Source organism: Pseudomonas sp. MHK4 (assembly GCF_054600775.1).
The window spans coordinates 29192-47280 of sequence record NZ_BAAIAK010000010.1; the positions used below are offsets into that span (position 1 = coordinate 29192).

General features: G+C 57.7%; 14 protein-coding genes. 4 read left to right on the plus strand and 10 right to left on the minus strand.

Going from position 1 to position 18089, the window contains the following annotated elements; genetic code table 11:
* Position 1: 1 nt before the first annotated feature.
* On the minus strand, positions 2–943 hold the full coding sequence (locus ACYP2Q_RS22740; protein ID WP_459732567.1) for a glycosyltransferase family 2 protein: 942 nt from the start codon (positions 941–943) through the stop codon (positions 2–4).
* Positions 940–1314: a GtrA family protein gene (locus ACYP2Q_RS22745; protein ID WP_459732568.1), complete on the minus strand. Its 375-nt coding sequence runs from the start codon at positions 1312–1314 to the stop codon at positions 940–942. Before ACYP2Q_RS22745 ends, ACYP2Q_RS22740 begins: the two co-directional genes overlap by 4 nt.
* A 252-nt stretch (positions 1315–1566) precedes the next feature.
* Between ACYP2Q_RS22745 and ACYP2Q_RS22750 the strand changes: the two genes are divergently transcribed.
* On the plus strand, positions 1567–2694 hold the full coding sequence (locus ACYP2Q_RS22750; RefSeq protein WP_459732569.1) for an OpgC family protein: 1128 nt from the start codon (positions 1567–1569) through the stop codon (positions 2692–2694).
* Positions 2695–2824: 130 nt separating this feature from the next.
* On the opposite strand, the gene ACYP2Q_RS22755 is transcribed toward ACYP2Q_RS22750, so the two are convergent.
* On the minus strand, positions 2825–4246 hold the full coding sequence (locus ACYP2Q_RS22755; RefSeq protein ID WP_459732570.1) for an amino acid permease: 1422 nt from the start codon (positions 4244–4246) through the stop codon (positions 2825–2827).
* Positions 4247–4726: 480 nt separating this feature from the next.
* Between ACYP2Q_RS22755 and ACYP2Q_RS22760 the strand changes: the two genes are divergently transcribed.
* Positions 4727–7849 (plus strand): transglycosylase domain-containing protein, encoded by a 3123-nt coding sequence (locus ACYP2Q_RS22760; protein ID WP_459732571.1) that lies wholly within the window; start codon positions 4727–4729, stop codon positions 7847–7849.
* A 21-nt stretch (positions 7850–7870) separates the two neighbouring features.
* Here ACYP2Q_RS22760 and ACYP2Q_RS22765 read toward each other — a convergent pair whose 3' ends face one another.
* The 7 genes from ACYP2Q_RS22765 to ACYP2Q_RS22795 all read right to left on the minus strand — a co-directional run bounded on the left by ACYP2Q_RS22765 (position 7871) and on the right by ACYP2Q_RS22795 (position 16178).
* Positions 7871–9130, minus strand: coding sequence for a hypothetical protein (locus tag ACYP2Q_RS22765; RefSeq protein WP_459732572.1), 1260 nt, complete (start codon positions 9128–9130; stop codon positions 7871–7873).
* Between the two features lie 76 nt (positions 9131–9206).
* Positions 9207–10457 (minus strand): hypothetical protein, encoded by a 1251-nt coding sequence (locus tag ACYP2Q_RS22770; protein ID WP_459732573.1) that lies wholly within the window; start codon positions 10455–10457, stop codon positions 9207–9209.
* Between the two features lie 24 nt (positions 10458–10481).
* A complete protein-coding gene (locus ACYP2Q_RS22775) occupies positions 10482–10982 on the minus strand; it encodes a CS1 type fimbrial major subunit (RefSeq protein WP_459732574.1) in 501 nt (166 codons plus the stop codon).
* A 3-nt stretch (positions 10983–10985) separates the two neighbouring features.
* Complete coding sequence (locus ACYP2Q_RS22780; protein WP_459732575.1) at positions 10986–11726, minus strand: molecular chaperone; 741 nt, start codon at positions 11724–11726, stop codon at positions 10986–10988.
* Between the two features lie 62 nt (positions 11727–11788).
* Positions 11789–13057 (minus strand): hypothetical protein, encoded by a 1269-nt coding sequence (locus ACYP2Q_RS22785; RefSeq protein WP_459732576.1) that lies wholly within the window; start codon positions 13055–13057, stop codon positions 11789–11791.
* Between the two features lie 3 nt (positions 13058–13060).
* Entirely contained in the window at positions 13061–15583 is a 2523-nt protein-coding gene (locus tag ACYP2Q_RS22790; protein WP_459732577.1) for a CS1-pili formation C-terminal domain-containing protein, read from the minus strand.
* Between the two features lie 109 nt (positions 15584–15692).
* Positions 15693–16178 (minus strand): CS1 type fimbrial major subunit, encoded by a 486-nt coding sequence (locus tag ACYP2Q_RS22795; protein ID WP_459732578.1) that lies wholly within the window; start codon positions 16176–16178, stop codon positions 15693–15695.
* Between the two features lie 492 nt (positions 16179–16670).
* On the opposite strand from ACYP2Q_RS22795, the gene ACYP2Q_RS22800 reads away from it, so the two are divergent.
* Together ACYP2Q_RS22800 and ACYP2Q_RS22805 are read left to right on the plus strand one after the other, a co-directional pair.
* Entirely contained in the window at positions 16671–17246 is a 576-nt protein-coding gene (locus ACYP2Q_RS22800) for a PadR family transcriptional regulator (protein ID WP_459732579.1), read from the plus strand.
* On the plus strand, positions 17243–18028 hold the full coding sequence (locus ACYP2Q_RS22805) for a siderophore-interacting protein (protein ID WP_459732580.1): 786 nt from the start codon (positions 17243–17245) through the stop codon (positions 18026–18028). The genes ACYP2Q_RS22800 and ACYP2Q_RS22805 overlap by 4 nt, the downstream gene beginning before the upstream one ends.
* The last annotated feature ends 61 nt before the right edge of the window (positions 18029–18089 follow it).

Sequence of the window (18089 nt, forward strand, 5' to 3'; positions counted from 1 at the left end):
GCTAGGGTTTGCGCCTGTCTTTGCCGCCGATGATGTCCTTGACCACATAGCGCGGCCGGTGCTTGGCTTCGATGTAGATCCGCCCGACATACTCACCGAGGATGCCAATGCCGATCAGTTGCACGCCGCCGAGAAACAGAATAGCGGTCATCATCGAAGGGTAGCCGGGCACGCTGTTACCGAAGAAAATCTTGTCCAGCACCATGTACACCGCATAGAACCCGGCGAAGATCGACACAAACCCACCGACGTACGTCCATAAACGCAGCGGCACCGTGCTGAACGAGGTCACACCCTCCAACGCCAGGTTCCACAGTTTCCAGCCATTGAACTTGCTGTCCCCCACCACCCGCCTGGCTCGTTCGTACTCCACCACCACGGTGTTGAAGCCGGCCCAGGACAGCACGCCCTTCATGAACAACTGATGCTCGGGCAAGGCCCGAATCACATCCACTACCTTGCGGTCCATCAGGCGGAAATCCCCGACGTTTTCTTCGATCCGGGTGTAGGAAATTCGATTCAACAGGTGATAGAACAGTGCTGCGCTGTGGCGTTTCAGGTAACCATCGGCGGTGCGGTCGCGGCGCTTGGCCAGCACCACGTCCGCGCCTTTTTGCCATTGCTCGATCAACAACGGGATGACGCTGATCGGGTCCTGCAGGTCGACGTCCATCGGGATCACCGCGTCGCCGCTGGCATACTCCAGGCCGGCAAACAGCGCCGGTTCCTTGCCGAAATTGCGCGAAAAATTGATCAGCACGACCAGTTCGTCCACCTGCGCCAGGGCCGACGCCCGTTCGGCCGTGCCATCGGTGCTGCCGTCATTGATGAACACGATCTCGACTTCGGTCCCGTCGAGTTTCAACTCACGTCGTACCGCCTGGTAAAACAGATCGATCGCCTGCTCTTCGTTGAACACCGGGACGATAAGCGAAACCTTCATACGTCACGCTCACGGAACACCACGTACTTGGAAAAGAGGAAGCCAAACACCAGGCTCAACGCAGAAAACAGCACCACGGTCAGCAAGCCATGCAACCGCCAGACATCACCGACATGGCCGACGCCCAGGCTGAGCGCCCCCATTGCCAGCATGAACAACAGGTAACCGCCGAATGACGCCTTGGCATCAAAGGTGTAGAGCGCGTTCATATAAAAGGAAAACGAGGCCGCTACGCAAAAGGCTGCCAGGTTGCTGGCCGCTTGCGTCAAGCCAAAAGCCACGCTCAAGAGAAAAAAGATCTGCCAGTGAATCAGCGTATTGGCGACGCCAATCACGCAGTAGCTGGACAAGCCCTTGTATGAAAGTCTCACTTGACGCTCCTGCGATAGAACGCTGCCTACACAGGTATTTGAGCTTCTCTACTGTCAGAAATCGCAGGTATGGCGACCTTTCAGACCAGCGGTCAGGGTCTGCGCCAACGTCAGGAGACATTACGAAATATCCCGCCTTTGCAATTGCCGGCGAATCAGTCCACCCTGCGCGCCGCCAATAGGTGGCAAGCAACTTTTTGCGCCTTCGGCCAATCCTTTGTTCAACACCTGTTTATTTACGAGCCTGCCGTCATGACGTTAGCGCGCGATCATCGGATCGATTTTTTTCGCGGCCTGGCACTGATCTTCATTTTCTGGGATCACGTGCCCCACAACCCTTTGGGTCAAATCACCCTGCGCAACTTCGGCTTCAGCGATGCCGCCGAAGTCTTCGTGTTCCTGGCCGGGTACGCGGCCGTCCTGGCCTACGGCAAAGTCCTCGCGCGGGAGGGTTTGCTGATCGCCTGGGTGAAAATCCTGCGCCGCGCCTGGGTGCTCTATGTGGTGCACATCTTCCTGCTGGCGATGCTGATGGGCATTGTGTTCTTCGCCAACAGCCACGTGGAAACCCGCGACCTGGTGGAAGAAATGGGCATGCACCATTTCATCAGCGACCCTCAGCAGGCCTTGATCGATGAACTGCTGTTGCGTTTCAAACCGAACCTGATGGACCCGCTGCCGCTGTACATTGTGCTGCTGGCAGGCTTGCCGCTGGTGCTGCCGATACTGGTGCGCAAGGTCTGGCCGGTGGTGGCGGTGTCCTTTGCTCTGTACATGACCGTGCCGTTGTTTGGCTGGAACCTGGCCGCGATCAAGGATGGCGTCTGGTATTTCAACCCTGTCGCCTGGCAACTGCTGTTCGTCCTCGGCGGTGCTGCGGCGATTCATGCTCAACGCCCACGTTTGCCCGACACCCGGCCACTGGTGCGCCAGCCGTTGTTCATGACGGCGGCGGTGTATGCGGTACTCGCCGCGGTGCTGACGGTCGCCTGGCGCTGGCCGCAGATCCACGACGCCCTGATGCCTGCAAGCCTGAGCAATCTGCTGTACCCGATCAGCAAGACCAACCTGTCGCCGGTACGCCTGCTGCACTTCCTGGCGCTGGCCTACGTCACCGCGAAATTGCTTCCCGATACCGGCTGGACGCAAAACTGGCTGGCACAGCAAAGCTGTCGCATGGGGCGTTTTTCCCTGGAGATCTTCTGCCTGGGTGTATTGCTGGCGCCCCTGGCGGACATGCTCAATGCGCTGACAGGCGACGCGTTCGCCATGCAGGTCTTCACGGCGCTGGGCGGCGCAGGTCTGATGGCCTTGTTGGGCGTATGGCTGGAATTCAACAAGCGCTTGAATCGACCGGCCCCAGCGGTCACCGCCTTGTAGGAGCTGGCTTGCCAGCGAAGGCGCCGTACCTGCCCCCCCTCATCGCCCAATTCGCCGGCAAGCCGGCTCCTACAGAATGAAAAAAGCCCCGATCATTTGACCGGGGCTTTTGCATTTCAGGTGTCAGGACTTACGAAGCCGAACTCACCGCACCTTGCGTTGCATTGGTCGGTTGCAGCTTGAACACGTAGAACAGCACCGTCAGCAGCACCAGGAACGCAGGTCCCACATACAGCGCCACGCGGGTGTCCGGGAAGTACGCCATCAGGCCGACCACCAACACCAGGAATGCCAGCGCCAAATAAGAGCTGATCGGGAACAACCACATGCGGTACTTGAGGCCAGCACGCTCGCTGGCGCTCAGGCCTTTGCGGAATTTGAGCTGGGCCAGCAGGATCATCACCCAGGTCCAGATCGCGCCGAAGGTGGCAATCGCCGTCACCCAGACAAACACCTTCTCAGGCACCAGGTAGTTGAGCAGTACGCCCAGCAGCAGGGCTCCTATCGACAGCAGCAAGGCGCGACGCGGCACGCCGTTGCTCGAGGTCTTGGCGAAACCGGCCGGGGCCTGGCCGTTCTGCGCCAGGCTGTAGAGCATGCGCCCGGTGCTGAAGATGCCGCCGTTGCAGGACGACAGTGCGGCAGTGATCACCACGAAGTTGATGATGCCGGCGGCGGTCTTGATGCCCAGACGCTCGAAGGTCATCACGAACGGGCTGCCCTGGGTGCCGATTTCGTTCCACGGATAGATCGACAGGATCACGAACAGCGCGCCGACGTAGAACAGTAGAATCCGCCAGAACACCGAGCCGATGGCGCTGGGAATGGTCTTCTGCGGGTTTTTCGCTTCACCGGCGGTCAGGCCGATCATCTCCACGCCGAGATAGGCGAACATGACCATTTGCAGGGACATCAACACGCCCTGCACGCCGTTTGGCATGAAACCACCGTGGGTCCAGAGGTTGGAAATCCCCAAGGCCACACCGTCGTTGCCGAAACCGAAGGCGATGACGCCGATACCACCGAATACCATCGCAATGATGGTGACGATCTTGATCAAGGCGAACCAGAATTCGAACTCACCGAAGGCTTTTACCGCGATCAAGTTGATCGAGCCCATGCTGACCAATGCCGCCAGCGCCCAGATCCAGCGCGGCACATCGGGGAACCACACGCCCATGTACACAGCCACGGCAGTGATTTCCGCGACACAGGTCACCAGCCACAGGAACCAGTAGTTCCAACCGGTCAGGAAACCCGCCAATGGGCCGAGGTAGTCCTGGGCGTAACGGCTGAACGAGCCGGCGACCGGGTTGTGCACGGCCATTTCACCGAGCGCGCGCATGATCACCAGGATGGCCAGGCCGCCGATGATGTAGGACAGCATGATGGCCGGGCCAGCCATTTCAATGGCTTTGGCCGAACCCAGGAACAGGCCGACGCCGATACAGGCACCGAGCGCCATCAAGCGAATGTGCCGTTCGCCGAGTTCGCGTTTGAGCGGGCCGCCTTGAGCGGTCTCGCCGTGGGGCAACTGATTGCCTACGGGCATGGGTACAACCTCGTCTTGTTATTGGATATATCCACCGAGTGGCGAAGCGCTGACCGATAAGCCATCGCCTCCCGTAACCGATCCTGCTTCATGGGCAGAACCGTCTTGCAGGGCAAAACCTGCGCGATCAGCGGGGGGTGCAGTATAAAAAGCTCGCGACAGAGATTTTCACTCTATAAACCACAAAAATCAGGCGTAAATCTCGGTAAAAGCGCTGTTCACGGAGATGAATTATCTGGGCTTTGTAGGATTTTTCGCTTTTGAAACGGCGGCGAGTATTGCACGGTATTGGTGCGTCGTCATGTTTCCATGTGGGAGCCAGGGTCGCCGGAGAAGGCGTCCTTGAGCCTTGCGTCGATCTTTCGGGTACCTTCGCCGGCACACCTGGCTCGTACGATCCTCACAATTTTTTCACCAACGCCAACCACCGACTAAGCTTCAAACAAGTCCGATCAATCTGCGTGAATGGATCAATCGACTATGGGCGCTTTAGAACAAACCGATTCGAGTAAAACCGTGGTCCAGACTGAACCTGTGGATGAAGCGCCAACACCTGAAAAACCTCCTCGCAGTCGCATCAAGCACGGCTGGAAAGCGTTCTGGCTGTTACTGGTGATCATTGCGATTGTCCTGGGCCTGGCGGCGTCCAAGGAGATGCGCACATCGAGGTTTCAAGCCCGGGAAGCCAGCAAGTTTGCCAAAACCCTGAGCTATGAACTCAAACCCGGTCCCACCGACGCCATTCGCTACCCTGGCGCTGGCCCGTTCGACCTGCGCCTGGGTTACAGCTCGCTGGGCGAGTTCCTGCCACGCTTGCTCAAGCGTGATTACGTCATTTCCGCGCAGACCCGGTTTTCCCCGGCACTGATGGACTACACGGAAAAAGGCTTGTTCGTGCCCTATGCGGAGAAAATCCAGGCGGGATTGTCGATCACCGATTGCCGCGCCAACCCCTTGTACCAGTACAAGTATCCACAACAGCTCTATTCCAGCTTCGAGGCGATCCCGCCGGTGGTGGTCAATAGCCTGCTATTCATCGAAAACCGCTTCTTGCTCGACCCGCGTCAGCCCCTCGCCAACCCGGCTGTGGACTGGCCGCGATTTGGCATGGCGGCATATACCCAGGTCGCCAAGATGCTGCACCTGCCCGGTCAATCGGCGGGCGGCAGTACCCTGGCAACGCAACTCGAGAAGTATCGGCACTCACCGGACGGGTTGACCGTGTCCGGCGGGGAAAAAATTCGCCAAATGATTTCCGCCACCGTGCGCGCCTATCAGGACGGGCCGCAAACGCTCATCGCCCGGCAGAACGTGGTGCGTGACTACCTCAATAGCGTGCCGCTGTCGGCGGTGCCGGGCCATGGTGAAGTGCATGGCATGGCGGAGGGTTTGCGCGTGTGGTACGGCGCCGACTTCAACACCGCCAACGAGACCCTGGCGAGCGACGCCACGGATGCTAAAAGCCTGGCGGAAAAGGGCCTGGCCCTGCGTGAGATGCTGTCCTTGATGATCGCCCAGCGCCGCCCTTCCCATTACCTGACCAAGGGTCGCGATGAACTGGGCGAGCTCACCGACAGCCACATTCGCCTGCTGGCACAAAATGGCGTGATCGATGCGCCCTTTGCCGCCGCAGCATTGGCCAGCAAAGTGACGTATCGCGACTGGGCTACCCAACCGACCATTCAACCGATCGTCACCAACAAGGGCATCAGCGTGGCACGCAGCCGCCTGGCCGGGCTGCTCAACCGTCCGCTGTACGATCTCGACCGGCTCGACCTCTCGGCCACCAGCACGCTGCAAGGCGACCTGCAAACCCAGGCCACCGCCTACCTCAAACGCCTGGCCGACCCGGCCTATGCCGCGGAAATCGGCTTGATGGGCGAGCGCTTGCTGACCCCCACCAGCACCACCCAGGTGCGCTACAGCTTCACGCTGTTCGAGCTGACACCGGATGGCTCGCGGGTGCGGGTACAGACCGACAGCACCGACCAGCCGTTCGATATCAACGAAGGCAGCAAACTGGAACTGGGCTCCACCGCAAAAATGCGCGTGCTGACCACTTATCTGCAAATCATTGCCGAGCTTCACGACAAATATGCCGAGATGAGCGTCCCGGACCTGAAGAAAGTCGAGGTGCCGGAGCAGGATCGCCTGAGCCGGTGGGTCGTCGATTACCTGATCCAGAACAAGGACCGCAGCCTGCAACCCATGCTCGGTGCCGCGCTGGATCGCAAGTACTCCGCCAGCCCCGGCGAAGCGTTTTTCACCGGTGGCGGTTTGCATGTGTTTCATAACTTCCGCAAGGAAGACAACGGACGTAACCCGACCCTGCGCGATGCCCTGCGTGAGTCGATCAACCTGCCGTTCATCCGCCTGATGCGCGACCTGGTGCGCTACACCACTTATTCGGGCCCCAACAACAGGGCCGAATTGCTCAAGGACGACCGTGACCCTCGGCGCCAGGAGTACCTGGCCTCGTTCGCCGACCGCGAAGGCACGTCGTTCCTGCTCAAGTTCTGGAAGAAATACAAGAACAAGGACACCCAGGAGCGGCTCGAGACCTTCCTCGACAGCATGCGCCCGACCCCCATCCGCCTGGCCGCCGTGCACCGTTACCTGTTGCCGCACGCCAGTCAGCAAAGCTTCAACACTTTTGTGCGTTCGCACCTCACCGGCGAAAAGTCCACCGACAAGGAGAAACTCACCGACGAACGCCTCGAACGCCTGTACCTCGCCTATGGGCCCGGTACCTACGACTTGCCTGACCAGGGCTTCATTGCCAAGGTCCACCCGTTGGACCTGTGGATGATGAGTTACTTGCTGACCCACCCGGACGCCACGTTCAAGGACATCGTCAAAGCCAGCCAGTTCGAACGCCAGGAAGTCTACAGCTGGCTGTTCAAGAGCCGTCACAAGGGCGCCCGTGACAACCGTATTCGCACCACCCTGGAAATCGAAGCGTTCCTCGACATTCACCAGCGCTGGCAGCAAGTCGGCTATCCGTTCGACCACCTGGTGCCGTCGCTGGCCACCGCCATCGGCAGTTCCGGTGACCGTCCGGCGGCTTTGGCGGAGCTGATCGGCACCATCCTCAACGACGGCGTACGCATGCCGACGCTACGTATCGACAGCCTGCACTTTGCGGCGAATACACCGTACGAAACCAAATTGATCAACGACCCGGACGTCGGTAAACGGGTGATGCCGTCCGAAGTCGCCACGGCCATGCGCGAAGCCTTGTCGCAGGTGGTGGACGCCGGTACGGCCAGGCGTGTGTCCGGCAGTTTCACCACGCCGGATGGCAAGCCGCTGGCTATGGGCGGCAAGACCGGGACCGGCGACAACCGTATCGAAGCCATTGGCTCCGGCGGGCGAATTCTCAGCTCCAAGTCGCTCAATCGCACGGCCACTTTCGTGTTCTACATCGGCGATCACCATTTCGGTACGCTGACCGCATTCGTGCCGGGGCGCTCGGCGGAAAACTTCACCTTCACCTCGGCGCTGCCGGTGCAGGTACTCAAGGGCATGGCGCCGATCCTGACGTCGTACCTGCAACCCGGCAGTAACACTGCGTGCCTGCCTGTGGAGGTGGTCCGGCGTTGACAAAATCGGCGCGTTTACTCATCACACTTCCGAATCCCAGATCACGGTAATACTCCCGGCATAGTGGGCCGCAACACCGGGTTGCAGCATGCGATTCACGTAATAGGGTGAAATTTCGAAATGCAGGACACCCGGTTTCCGATCTACGTAAAAGCCGGGCTTGAATTCTTTCGCGTATGCCTGGCCTACTTGCAGCGGGACACGATTGACCGGTTGTCCAGCTAGGTCCGTCAAGCCATTGGGTAAGCTGACACTGGTGTTCACCACTGCGTTGCGCCCGGTATTGCGATCACGAATCTGGCAATCGAACAGTCCTTCTATTTCGCACTGCAAAATCATCTTGAAGCGCGATGACGCCGAGATATTGAAGGTCTGATCGCGGAACAGCCGTGTTGGTTTGCGCCCTTGCGTCAGCCACGACTGCCAGCCACCTTGCGGCACCAGTTCCACTTGGTTGCCCCCCGGGGGTATATCCACCTTGAGGGTGTGCTGGACGTTCAGAGAGAAGTTCAAGGTCAGGGTCGGACTGCTGGGCTGCATGATGTCGCCCATGTCGAAGTCCATCCCCGGCCCGAGGGAATAGGTCAAATTACCGACATATTTTCCTGACGACATACCCAATGGATTAGGGGTCACGAGTTCGTAGGCAAAGTCGAGATACTGAAATTGCATCCATGGCACATTAAATTGTGCCTGCTTTACGCATGAGCTTTCTGTCGGGGTTTTCCAGAAAAATGCGTATGTACGTGCCGAGAAGTAGCCGACGCCGCTGTAAATACAAGGGACCGGTGCGTAAACCCAACTGCTGCCCCACAGTTGATTGTGCGCGAGCCGATAATCGTCCCCGCCGCCCACCAGACCGATCACATCGTCCGTCACAACCCTGGAACCCATGCCAGCAATGCGGACCTTTACAATTTCCGGTTCACCCGTGGTTTCATGGAGTACGGTCAACTCTCGCCACTGTGCCGGGACCTTGATCCACGCGCCTTGGCGCGGGTCCGTGTGATTGGCCATGATCGGACCGCTGGAATCGAACTGGATCGGCACCTGCAGACTGAACATTTCGTTGCCCACGCATTCCTCAGGGTGTTGTGCGCAGTAACCACTGGACGGGGTGTCATTGGTAAATTTATTGCGCTGAGGATTAGCCGAATCCGGCTTGAACGAGGCCTGTATCGACACCTCCTCTGCCCAGGCTGATGACAACCAGGCTGTAAGTAAAAACGCCGCTGTTATACGGCGGCTCCTGTATCGTTGGAACGCTTGAGCGCGCTTCATCCCTAAGCCCCTTAAATTCAACAATACCCAGCCACATGGCCTCACATCATGAACTACCCCTCCTTGGGCAAAACCACTAAACCTCCGAATCCCAGATCACCGTCGCACTACCCGCATACTGTCGTTGTTGGCCCGTATGGATCATCCCGGCGACTTCGGAGGCTGGCACTTCGAAGTGCAGCGTTCCCGGTTTGCGATCCACATAGATGCCCGGTTGAAACAGCTGCGTGCCACTGCCATCCAGCCGTAGCGGCTGGCGACTGACGGGTTGCCCACTGGCATCGCTCAAGCCATGGGGAAGGCTGACGCTGACATTCACAGGAACGATGTGACCGCTCACAGGCTCTCTTAATGAACAATTTTGTCCATCCTGGGTGTATTGGCATTCGAGCTGCATTTTGAAACGTGAACTGGCGGAGATATTGAAGGTTTGGTCGCGGAACAGGCGGGTCGGCTTGCGCCCGTGCGTCAGCCATGACTGCCAGCCACCCTGAGGCACCAGTTCCACACGATTGCCACCCGGGGGGATATCAACCTTAAGGATGTGATGAACATCCAGTTCGAAATTCAAGGTCAGGGAAGAACTGCTGGGCACCATGATGTCGCCCATATCGAAGTCCATCCCGGGACCAACGGTATAGGTCAAGTTGCCGGTATACAGGCCCGAAGACATGTTCAACGGGTCAGGGGTACGCAGCTCATAGCCGATCTGCATCGTGTCGTAGCTCAGATTCGAAATACGATAATTGGCGGTTGCCGCGCATTCACTCACAGTCGGTGTCATCCAGAAAAAGGTACGACTGGCAGGCGCGGTATACATGCCTCCTGTCGCTTGGCAGGGAGCTGGCGGAGACCATGTCCAGTCACCCCATAAGCGTGTGTGCCACCCCTGAACGGTGGTGGGTTCTCCTTCACCCACAAGGTTTTCAGCGGTATCAGGAAGGAGATAACGGCCTCCAATAGATGCTATGCGCACTTCCAGGTCCGAATATTCCTGAGTTTCGGTATTCCTGACACGAAGTATCTGCCACTGAGCAGGCACTCGAAACATCGCACCTTTGCGTGAATCCGGGTGCCGAGGTTCGATCGGGGCCACGGATACGAAATCGATCGGCATCAGCAGAGAAAACAGACCTCTATCATTGCAGAATGCCGGTTGTAATTGGCAATGCCCGGTAACAGGAGTTTGATTGATGAACTTGTTATCCATGGGTTTGGATGGGTCCGGCCGAAATATCGCCTTGATATCCATGGAGGCACTCATCACAGGTGGAATACCTCCGAAAATCATGATGATCCAAACAAAAAGGCTCGAAGTTCTATTCATTTCTTGAATTCCATCCTTTATCACTCAAGCGCCCGGCAGCACGGCATTGAAGATCATGTTGACGCTGCCAAAATAACTGCCGGGTTTGTAAACGCCATCGGCAGGCGGCACCGGGTTGATTTCCAACAACACACGCTTGCCCAAAGCCGCCTCGGCCATGGAAATCACTTCGCTGTTTTCCCGTTCATTCAACAACTGCCCGTTGAACAGCACGCGCAAATCAATGTGATGACCATCGGTCCCATTGGACAGATAAGGCCGGCCTTCAAGCCGGGCTTCGATCGAGCCCGCCGCGTTCTTCACGTCGAAATACTTGCGCAAGCCGCCCAGCGTCGATGACGCCAGGTTCCACGGCAGCTGCTGCTCGCGGTGAATCCAGTCCGGGTCGGAGGGAATGACGTAAAACGCCTGGGTCGGTATGGTCACGAACACGTCGAACCGATGTTCTTCCCTGGCGGCAAACACCGCAGGGCTTAGCGACAACGCCACCAATGACAGCAGGCCAAGGGTCAGTTTCTTGAACATGGGTCAGCCCTTCACATCGAGTTTTTTACTTTTTTCACCTTCCACCAGCGTGAAGTGGTATTCGCGACCGGCCTGTTTTTCGAACTCAAAAGTGCGACCTGCGAGGATGTGATGTTTGGTGGTGGGCTGACAGTCTTGCTCGTTCTTGATCGAGCAATCCTTGAACTCATCGATCACCACCACGGTGTTGCCGTTGTTGCGAATGCGATAATTACCAGCCGCGTTGTCGATCACGCTGTCGAAACGCGCGTCCTTGGGCCGCACGAAAAATACCGCGCCGTAACCGGCCAGCACGTTGACCCCGGCGGAAAGGGTTTTCTTGTACTCATCGCGCTCTTCGCTGGAGACCGCAAACTCGTCCTCTTTCTCCGGGACCACCGGCACGAACCGTACGCGGAAGTAGCGCTCGCGCTCACGTTCGCCCATGTACAACAACCGAGTGCCCTGCATGCCGTTGGCCGGCACGATCAGCCGTGCGGGACTGGCCATCAGGCCGTCTCGGGCGGTGCCGTCGGCCTGGGTCTTGAGCGGCACTTCCTGGGCAGTGCCATCCGCGGCGAAGAGGATTTCAAGAATGTTGACCTTGACGAACGCCGTGCTGTCGCCGCCATTGAAGACCCGCTTCAGGTAGGTACTTTTGTCCGCGTCCAGATAGTCGTAGACAGTGCCGATGTTGATGCTCGGCGTGGCGTAGACCATGTTAGAAAACAAATAAGCACCCAGTATCAACAGACGTTTAATCATTGCGAACCTCATTCATTAATAGACCATATGGCGAAGCCGAACCAAACTGTAAAAATTACAAATCAAATTTGTGAATCCCAAACAACCGTGATTCCACCGGTATATTGACGGGCTCCTCCTCGCAACATTTCAGCCACTGCAGCTTTATCCACTTCAAAGTGCAAGGTTCCGGGTTTACGATCGATGTATAGCGTTGGTTCGAAACGTTCAGTACCGACACCATCCACTCGTAATGGGCGACGACTCACCGCTTGCCCGGACGTGTCGCCTAGCCCATGAGGCAAACTCACCGAGACCTGCACCGGCACTTGATTGTTCTTATCATCCTGTAAGGCGCAGGTGCTATTGGCAGCGTAATGTTCACATTCCATTTGCATCTTGAACGCCGTCGAAGACCAGATATTGAAGGTTTGATCACGAAACAAGCGTGTCGGTCTGCGACCTTGATTCAACCAACTCTGCCACCCCCCTTCAGGCGACAAGGACACTTTATTTCCACCCGGTGGAATTTCAACTTTGAAAATATGATTCACGGTGAGCGTGAAGTTGAATGCGAGTTCACTTTCACTGGGGACCATGACGTCTCCCAAGTCGAAGGCCAGCCCCGGACCAACGCCATATGGTAAACGCCCGGTATAAGTTCCCGATTTCATATTCAACGGGTTTGGCGTGGCCAATTCATACATGATGTCGAATTTCGTATAAGAGAAATCAGGAATATCGAAGGCTGCAGTTTTGCTGCAGACCTGGCCCGCAGGAATGTTCCAGTAGAAATTTTCTCCGTAGCTATTTAAACTGAACGCATTGGTTGTTCTGGTACAAGGACGGGGCGGATACATCCAGGTGGCCAGAGGAGCGTTATTTCCCACCCCGCCCCATAACATACCGAGAGCCTTGCTATTGTTCCCTTCGGGTTGCCCGATCAGTTCCTGCACAGGCCGATCCAAACGATAGTTGCCACCGATACTCCTCACCCGATACTGCAGGGTTTCCGAATCTCCCTCTGCATGAACAACTTGTACTTCAGTCCAATGCGACGGTATTTGAAACATCGGCCCCTGGCGCAAACCATGATTGGCGCGAATGGGCGCATTGGCTGCAGCAATAATGTTAGTTTCAATGCTGAATATATTTTGTTGGGCACATACCGTGGGATAGATCGCGCAGTAACCACTGGGCGGCGTTTTATTGATGAATCTGTTCGCCCCCGGGTTCGATGGATCAGGTACAAACTCTGCGAGAATCTCGACTTCATCGGCAACAACAGCTGACACCAATAAAGCGGACAGGATGGCAACCGACAGCCCTTTTAGTATTTCGCCACTCTTCATTTTTTAACCTGCGCTCTCAATCTTTTTAGCCGCATCCGCCAAGGTGTCCGGCGTACAGCGCAAGTCGCCGATCATCAGCACGTCGTTTTCAGTGCGCCCATTGCTCGGGTCCAGGCGGAACTGGCACAGCAACTGGTTGCCATGGCGCACTTCCAGGGTCGGCGAGCCGGCGTTCATTTCCATGGAGAAGAAGCCGTCGACTTCACTTACACCGCGGCTGGCGTGGTTGATGATGTGATGGCCCTTGAGCGGGTTGCCCTGCGGGTCGACCAGGCGACCCAGTACGGTGACGGTTTTCATCACCTGCACCTTGCGGTAACCCACGCCGCCCTTGTTCAAGTGATAACTGGAACGGGCCGGCTGGATGGTCGCGGCGGGCACATGATTGCCCTCGAAATCGAAACTCACTGAGCTGCTCTTGTAGGCGGTGATCGGCACGAAATTGCGCCCTGGCCTGAGGACCGCGCTGCCGCCGCTCAAATCGTCGGCGCGCAGTGCGATGCCGTCGATGTCGGACTCCACATCGATGATCATCCCGGCACCGTTGCGGTGGTACTGGCTGGTCATGACCACCTTGTTCGCGCCGACAGCCACGGTACTGTCCAGGTTCAAGCCACCGGTGAGGTCGTTGTTGAAAGAGGAGCGCTGGATGAATCCGTCGCCATGGACCAGGTCCGATTGCATCGTGGCCATGGCATTCAAGCCGACGCCATAGGTGTCGGTGATCGCCGTGGCCGAGACACTTTGCAGCAGGTGATCCTGCAGGTCTTTGCGGTAGGTGACCGACGCGTTGTTGTCCCGGCCGCCATCACGGGCCGTGCGGGTGCCGATACTGCCGGAGATCTGCTCTCCCGGGCCGCCCAAGGCAATGTTGACGCTCAGGTCGATGCCACGGTTGCGGTCGTCACCCGAGCTGAAACTGCCGGGTCGGTCGAACAGTGACAGCCGCCAGTTGGCATCGCTGCCAAACAGTCGGGTGCGCTGGGTCCAGCCCAGATCCACGCCGGTGCCTTCGGTGTTGCCTTCACTGTGGGACACACGAGCATTGACCGAGCTTTTGCTGCTCAGCCGATGGTTCACCGACAGAGACGAGTTGCTGGTCTGGCCGACAAACACGTTGCGTTGTCGCACCCGTGTGCCATCGGGCAGTGTGTCGTAGAGCCGGGTGGTATCGAGCCAGCTGCGGTTATGACTGGCAACGATACTGCCGCTGCCGTAGGAGTACAGCCCCTGCACATCCAGGCCGGTGCCGTAGTCTTCAGTCTGGTAGATGTTGGCAAAGAGACTGGCATTGTTGACGATCGCCCAGTCGATCGAGGTGCCGTACTGGAAGGAATCGCGCACCTGGCGTCCGCTCAACCCGAGGATGACACGTGGGTGCAGCAGATAGTTGAACGCCGCACCCGCGGTCATGTCTCCGTCGTCCTGCTCGTCCCAGTTGCTCAGCACTTTGCTCTCGCGGCCGGCAAACAGGTTGTAGCGCCAGCGTTCTTCGTGATCGCGCCAGTTGCTCGGTTTGTAGACCAGCTCCTGTGTGCTGGAAGTGATCTGGCCGTCTTCGATCAGGCGCACTTCCACTTCATAGATGCCACCCGGTAGCGGGCGGGTATCGAGGGTCTGCAAGCCGGCTGGCATCGCCTGGGTATTGATCAGCAAACCGTCGCGGTAGATTTCCACCGAGCCTTGGCGATTGGCGGTGACATAGATCGGATAAACCGCCGCTTTCGGGTTATTGATGGCAAGACTGTCGGAACTGCCATACATGACGCCCAATGCAGTGTCGGGACTGGTGCCGAACGTACGCGGTTGTCGGGTCAAGCCCTCCGACGAGGGCGTGAACAAACCCAAACGTAGAAAACTGCCTTCCAGTTCGCGCTGGGTGAAGAACTCGTTCACCGAGTGATATAGCTGGTTATCCAGGCCACCCAGTCGAGACAGTTGAATGTTGACCGCTTGGGTCCAGTTGCCCAGGCTGCTGCTGGCCTCAAGGCCATAACGCCCACCCAGGTCCTGATTCTGGCCACCGTTGAGGTTCAACTGGTTGCGCACGATCAGGCCGGTACTGCCGCCTTCGGGCAGGCTGTAGTAACGCTGCTGCTGGTCGTCGCGCTCGGCGTTTTCGGTGAGGATTGAAACCAGTGAGTTTTCCAGGCTGTAGTGCACCGCCATCAGTTGCTGCGGGCAATTGGCCTGGCAACCGCCCAGCGCTACACCTTGTTTGAGGTAGTTCGACCAGGTGTCGCGCTCACTGGGTTTGATCGTACTGTCGCTGATATCAGCGAAGTCAACGAGGGTGATGCGATCGTCGCGTGATAACACGACCATTGCCTCACCGAGAAATTGGTGGTCAAGTTCCACGCGCACCGCCAGCGGAACATCAAAGAAATGTTCTTCGAACTCGCTCGGCAAACCTTTTGCCTGCGCCAGCAAACTTCGAGGTGTATGGCCGTTGTCCGTGGGCGCGGCCAGGGCAGTTGCGCAAAAACATAGGGCAAGCGCCGTCGCGATGGGAGTCATCGGGAACATGAACGAAATACTCTGAGAATAAGTGCGTTAAAACCCGATCGACAGGCAGTGACTACCCATCGACCGGCAAGTGTTAACGAATAAGGCCGGGCCTTAAGTCAGGGCTGTTTCAGATGCGCGGGATGGCATCGAAGATCACCACTGGAGTGGCTGTGTACGCGCCTGTTTGAGTGGCAGTGGGTTTGGCCGCGGCAATCACCAGGTCAGCCCGCATGCCCCCGTTGGACTCGGTATCGCCAACCACTTCCTGAGATACGCCGGTCAAGGTTACGCCGTTGAAGGTGTAGGTCAGATCGATGTTGTTGTTACCGTTGAACAGGGGTTGCGGCCCGCCCTCCACATAAGCACCGACCGAACCGTTGGTGTGTCGGATATCGTAAGTCGCACGCAGCGGGTCCAAGGTGCCGGCCGCCAGGTTGTAGGCCATTTTTTCATCCTTACCGAAATCAGGATTGACCGGTTGGGCATGGAAGACCTGGGTTGGAATGTTGGCGCTGATGTTGATGGAGCTGCGCGCTTCTTCCGCAGCGAACGCCAGCGACGAGCTAAGGGCCAGGAGAGTCATCGGGACGGCGATTGCAAACTTCTTGAACATTGTCGAGTACCTGTGTTTTCAAAGGATTTGGTCTATCGAAAGTTTAATGATCCGTGCCAACAACCAGAGTGATGGCGTTTCGGCTCAACTTTCGACACGGAGAATGATCGACCAATTTCCTAAGAAAGTAAGTACGAAAGTTCTGCGCAACATGTAGTAAAAGTGACTCACACATCGACAGAAAAAGCATTCAAATCAGTCAACTATGATATTCATCCATCAGCCATATCCTACACACAGTTTGAGCTGAAAAAGCATGCAGACAAATACTAAAACAACTTCTGTAAGAACAATACTACTTACCCCCAGAAACTAACGCCCAACAATAGTTGAACGCCTGATAATTAGTTTAATTACTCTAAAATAGCCAGCGTTCTCTTCTCCCGCCGGACCGGTGGGGGGATCTGGTCTCTCGACCGTCGGTCAATAAAGCTTGCACAGGCCATAAGATATATCTTACGTTGTATCTAGACACGACAGGAGAAGGAAAAAATGAGAGACCATCATTCCCCCCACCGCGAACACGGCGACGGTCGCGACGGCTTCGAAAAACGCCCCGGCCGCGAACGCGGAGGACGCGGACCCCGGGTCTTTGCCCCCGGTGATTTGAAATTGCTGCTGCTGGCACTGATCGCTGAACAGCCTTGCCACGGCTACGACCTGATCCGCCAGATCGAAGGCATGTTCGACGGCGCCTACAGCCCCAGCCCCGGCGTGATCTACCCCACCCTGACCTTTCTGGAAGAAAGCGAAATGATCCAGGGCGATGCCGAAGGCGGGAAAAAACGCTACAGCGTCACCGACGCCGGCCGCCACTCCCTGAGTGAACAAGCCATTGCCCTGGAAGGCGTGCGGGTACGCATCGATGTCAGCAAACGCTCGCTGCGCGGGCATGATCGCCCGCCGGAAATCCACGAGGCGGTACATAACCTGCGCCATGCCCTGCAACTGCACCACGGCCGCTGGAGTGCGCAAGAAATCCAGCGCGTTGCCACCCTGCTCAACAACACCGCCAAAGCCATTGTCGACGGCCCCGCCGTTCAGGCTGGCCAGGAGATCGCCGAATGACCGCAGTCGATACCTCAACCATTCACCGTGTCATGCACGAGATCAAACGTCGTCGCCTTGAAGTCTTGCGCGTCGTCGACCTGACTCCGCGCATGCGCCGCATTACCCTGGGCGGCCCTGAGCTGGCCGGTTTCATCAGTCTGGGCACCGACGACCACGTCAAGTTGCTGTTCCCGCAGAACGCGGAGCAACAGGCGGCGCTGGACACCCTGGTGCTTGGCGCCGGCAAGGACAACAGCCCAAAGCCGGCCATGCGCGACTACACCCCGCGCCGCTACGACCTGGAGGCCCTGGAGCTGGATATCGATTTCGTGCTGCACGGCGACGGCCCTGCCTCGACCTGGGCTGAACAGGCCAAACCCGGGCAGTTCCTGCACATCGGCGGGCCAAGGGGTTCGATGATCGTGCCCGATATCTTCGACAGCTACCTGCTGATCGGCGACGAGACCGCCCTGCCCGCCATCGCCCGTCGCCTTGAAGGCCTGGCAGCCAATCGCAAGGCGCTGGTGGTGATCGAAGTGGAAAACGGCAAGGAACAGCAAGTGCTGCAGAGCGCTGCCGAGGTCAATGTGATCTGGGTGCTGCGCGAAGGGGGCAAAGATCATTTGTTGAACACTGTGCGCCAGATCCAGGTGCCAGCCGGCAGCCTGTACGCGTGGGTGGCGACCGAGAGCAAAGCGTCGCGGCAGATTCGTCGGGTGTTGCTCGATGAGCATGGGCTGGATGAGCAGTTCATCAAGGCCGTGGGTTATTGGCGTCTGGATGACACTGACGAGGAGTGACCGGCTTCTAGGCCCCATCGCCAGCAGGCTGGCTCCCACATGGGATCTGTGTAGATCACAG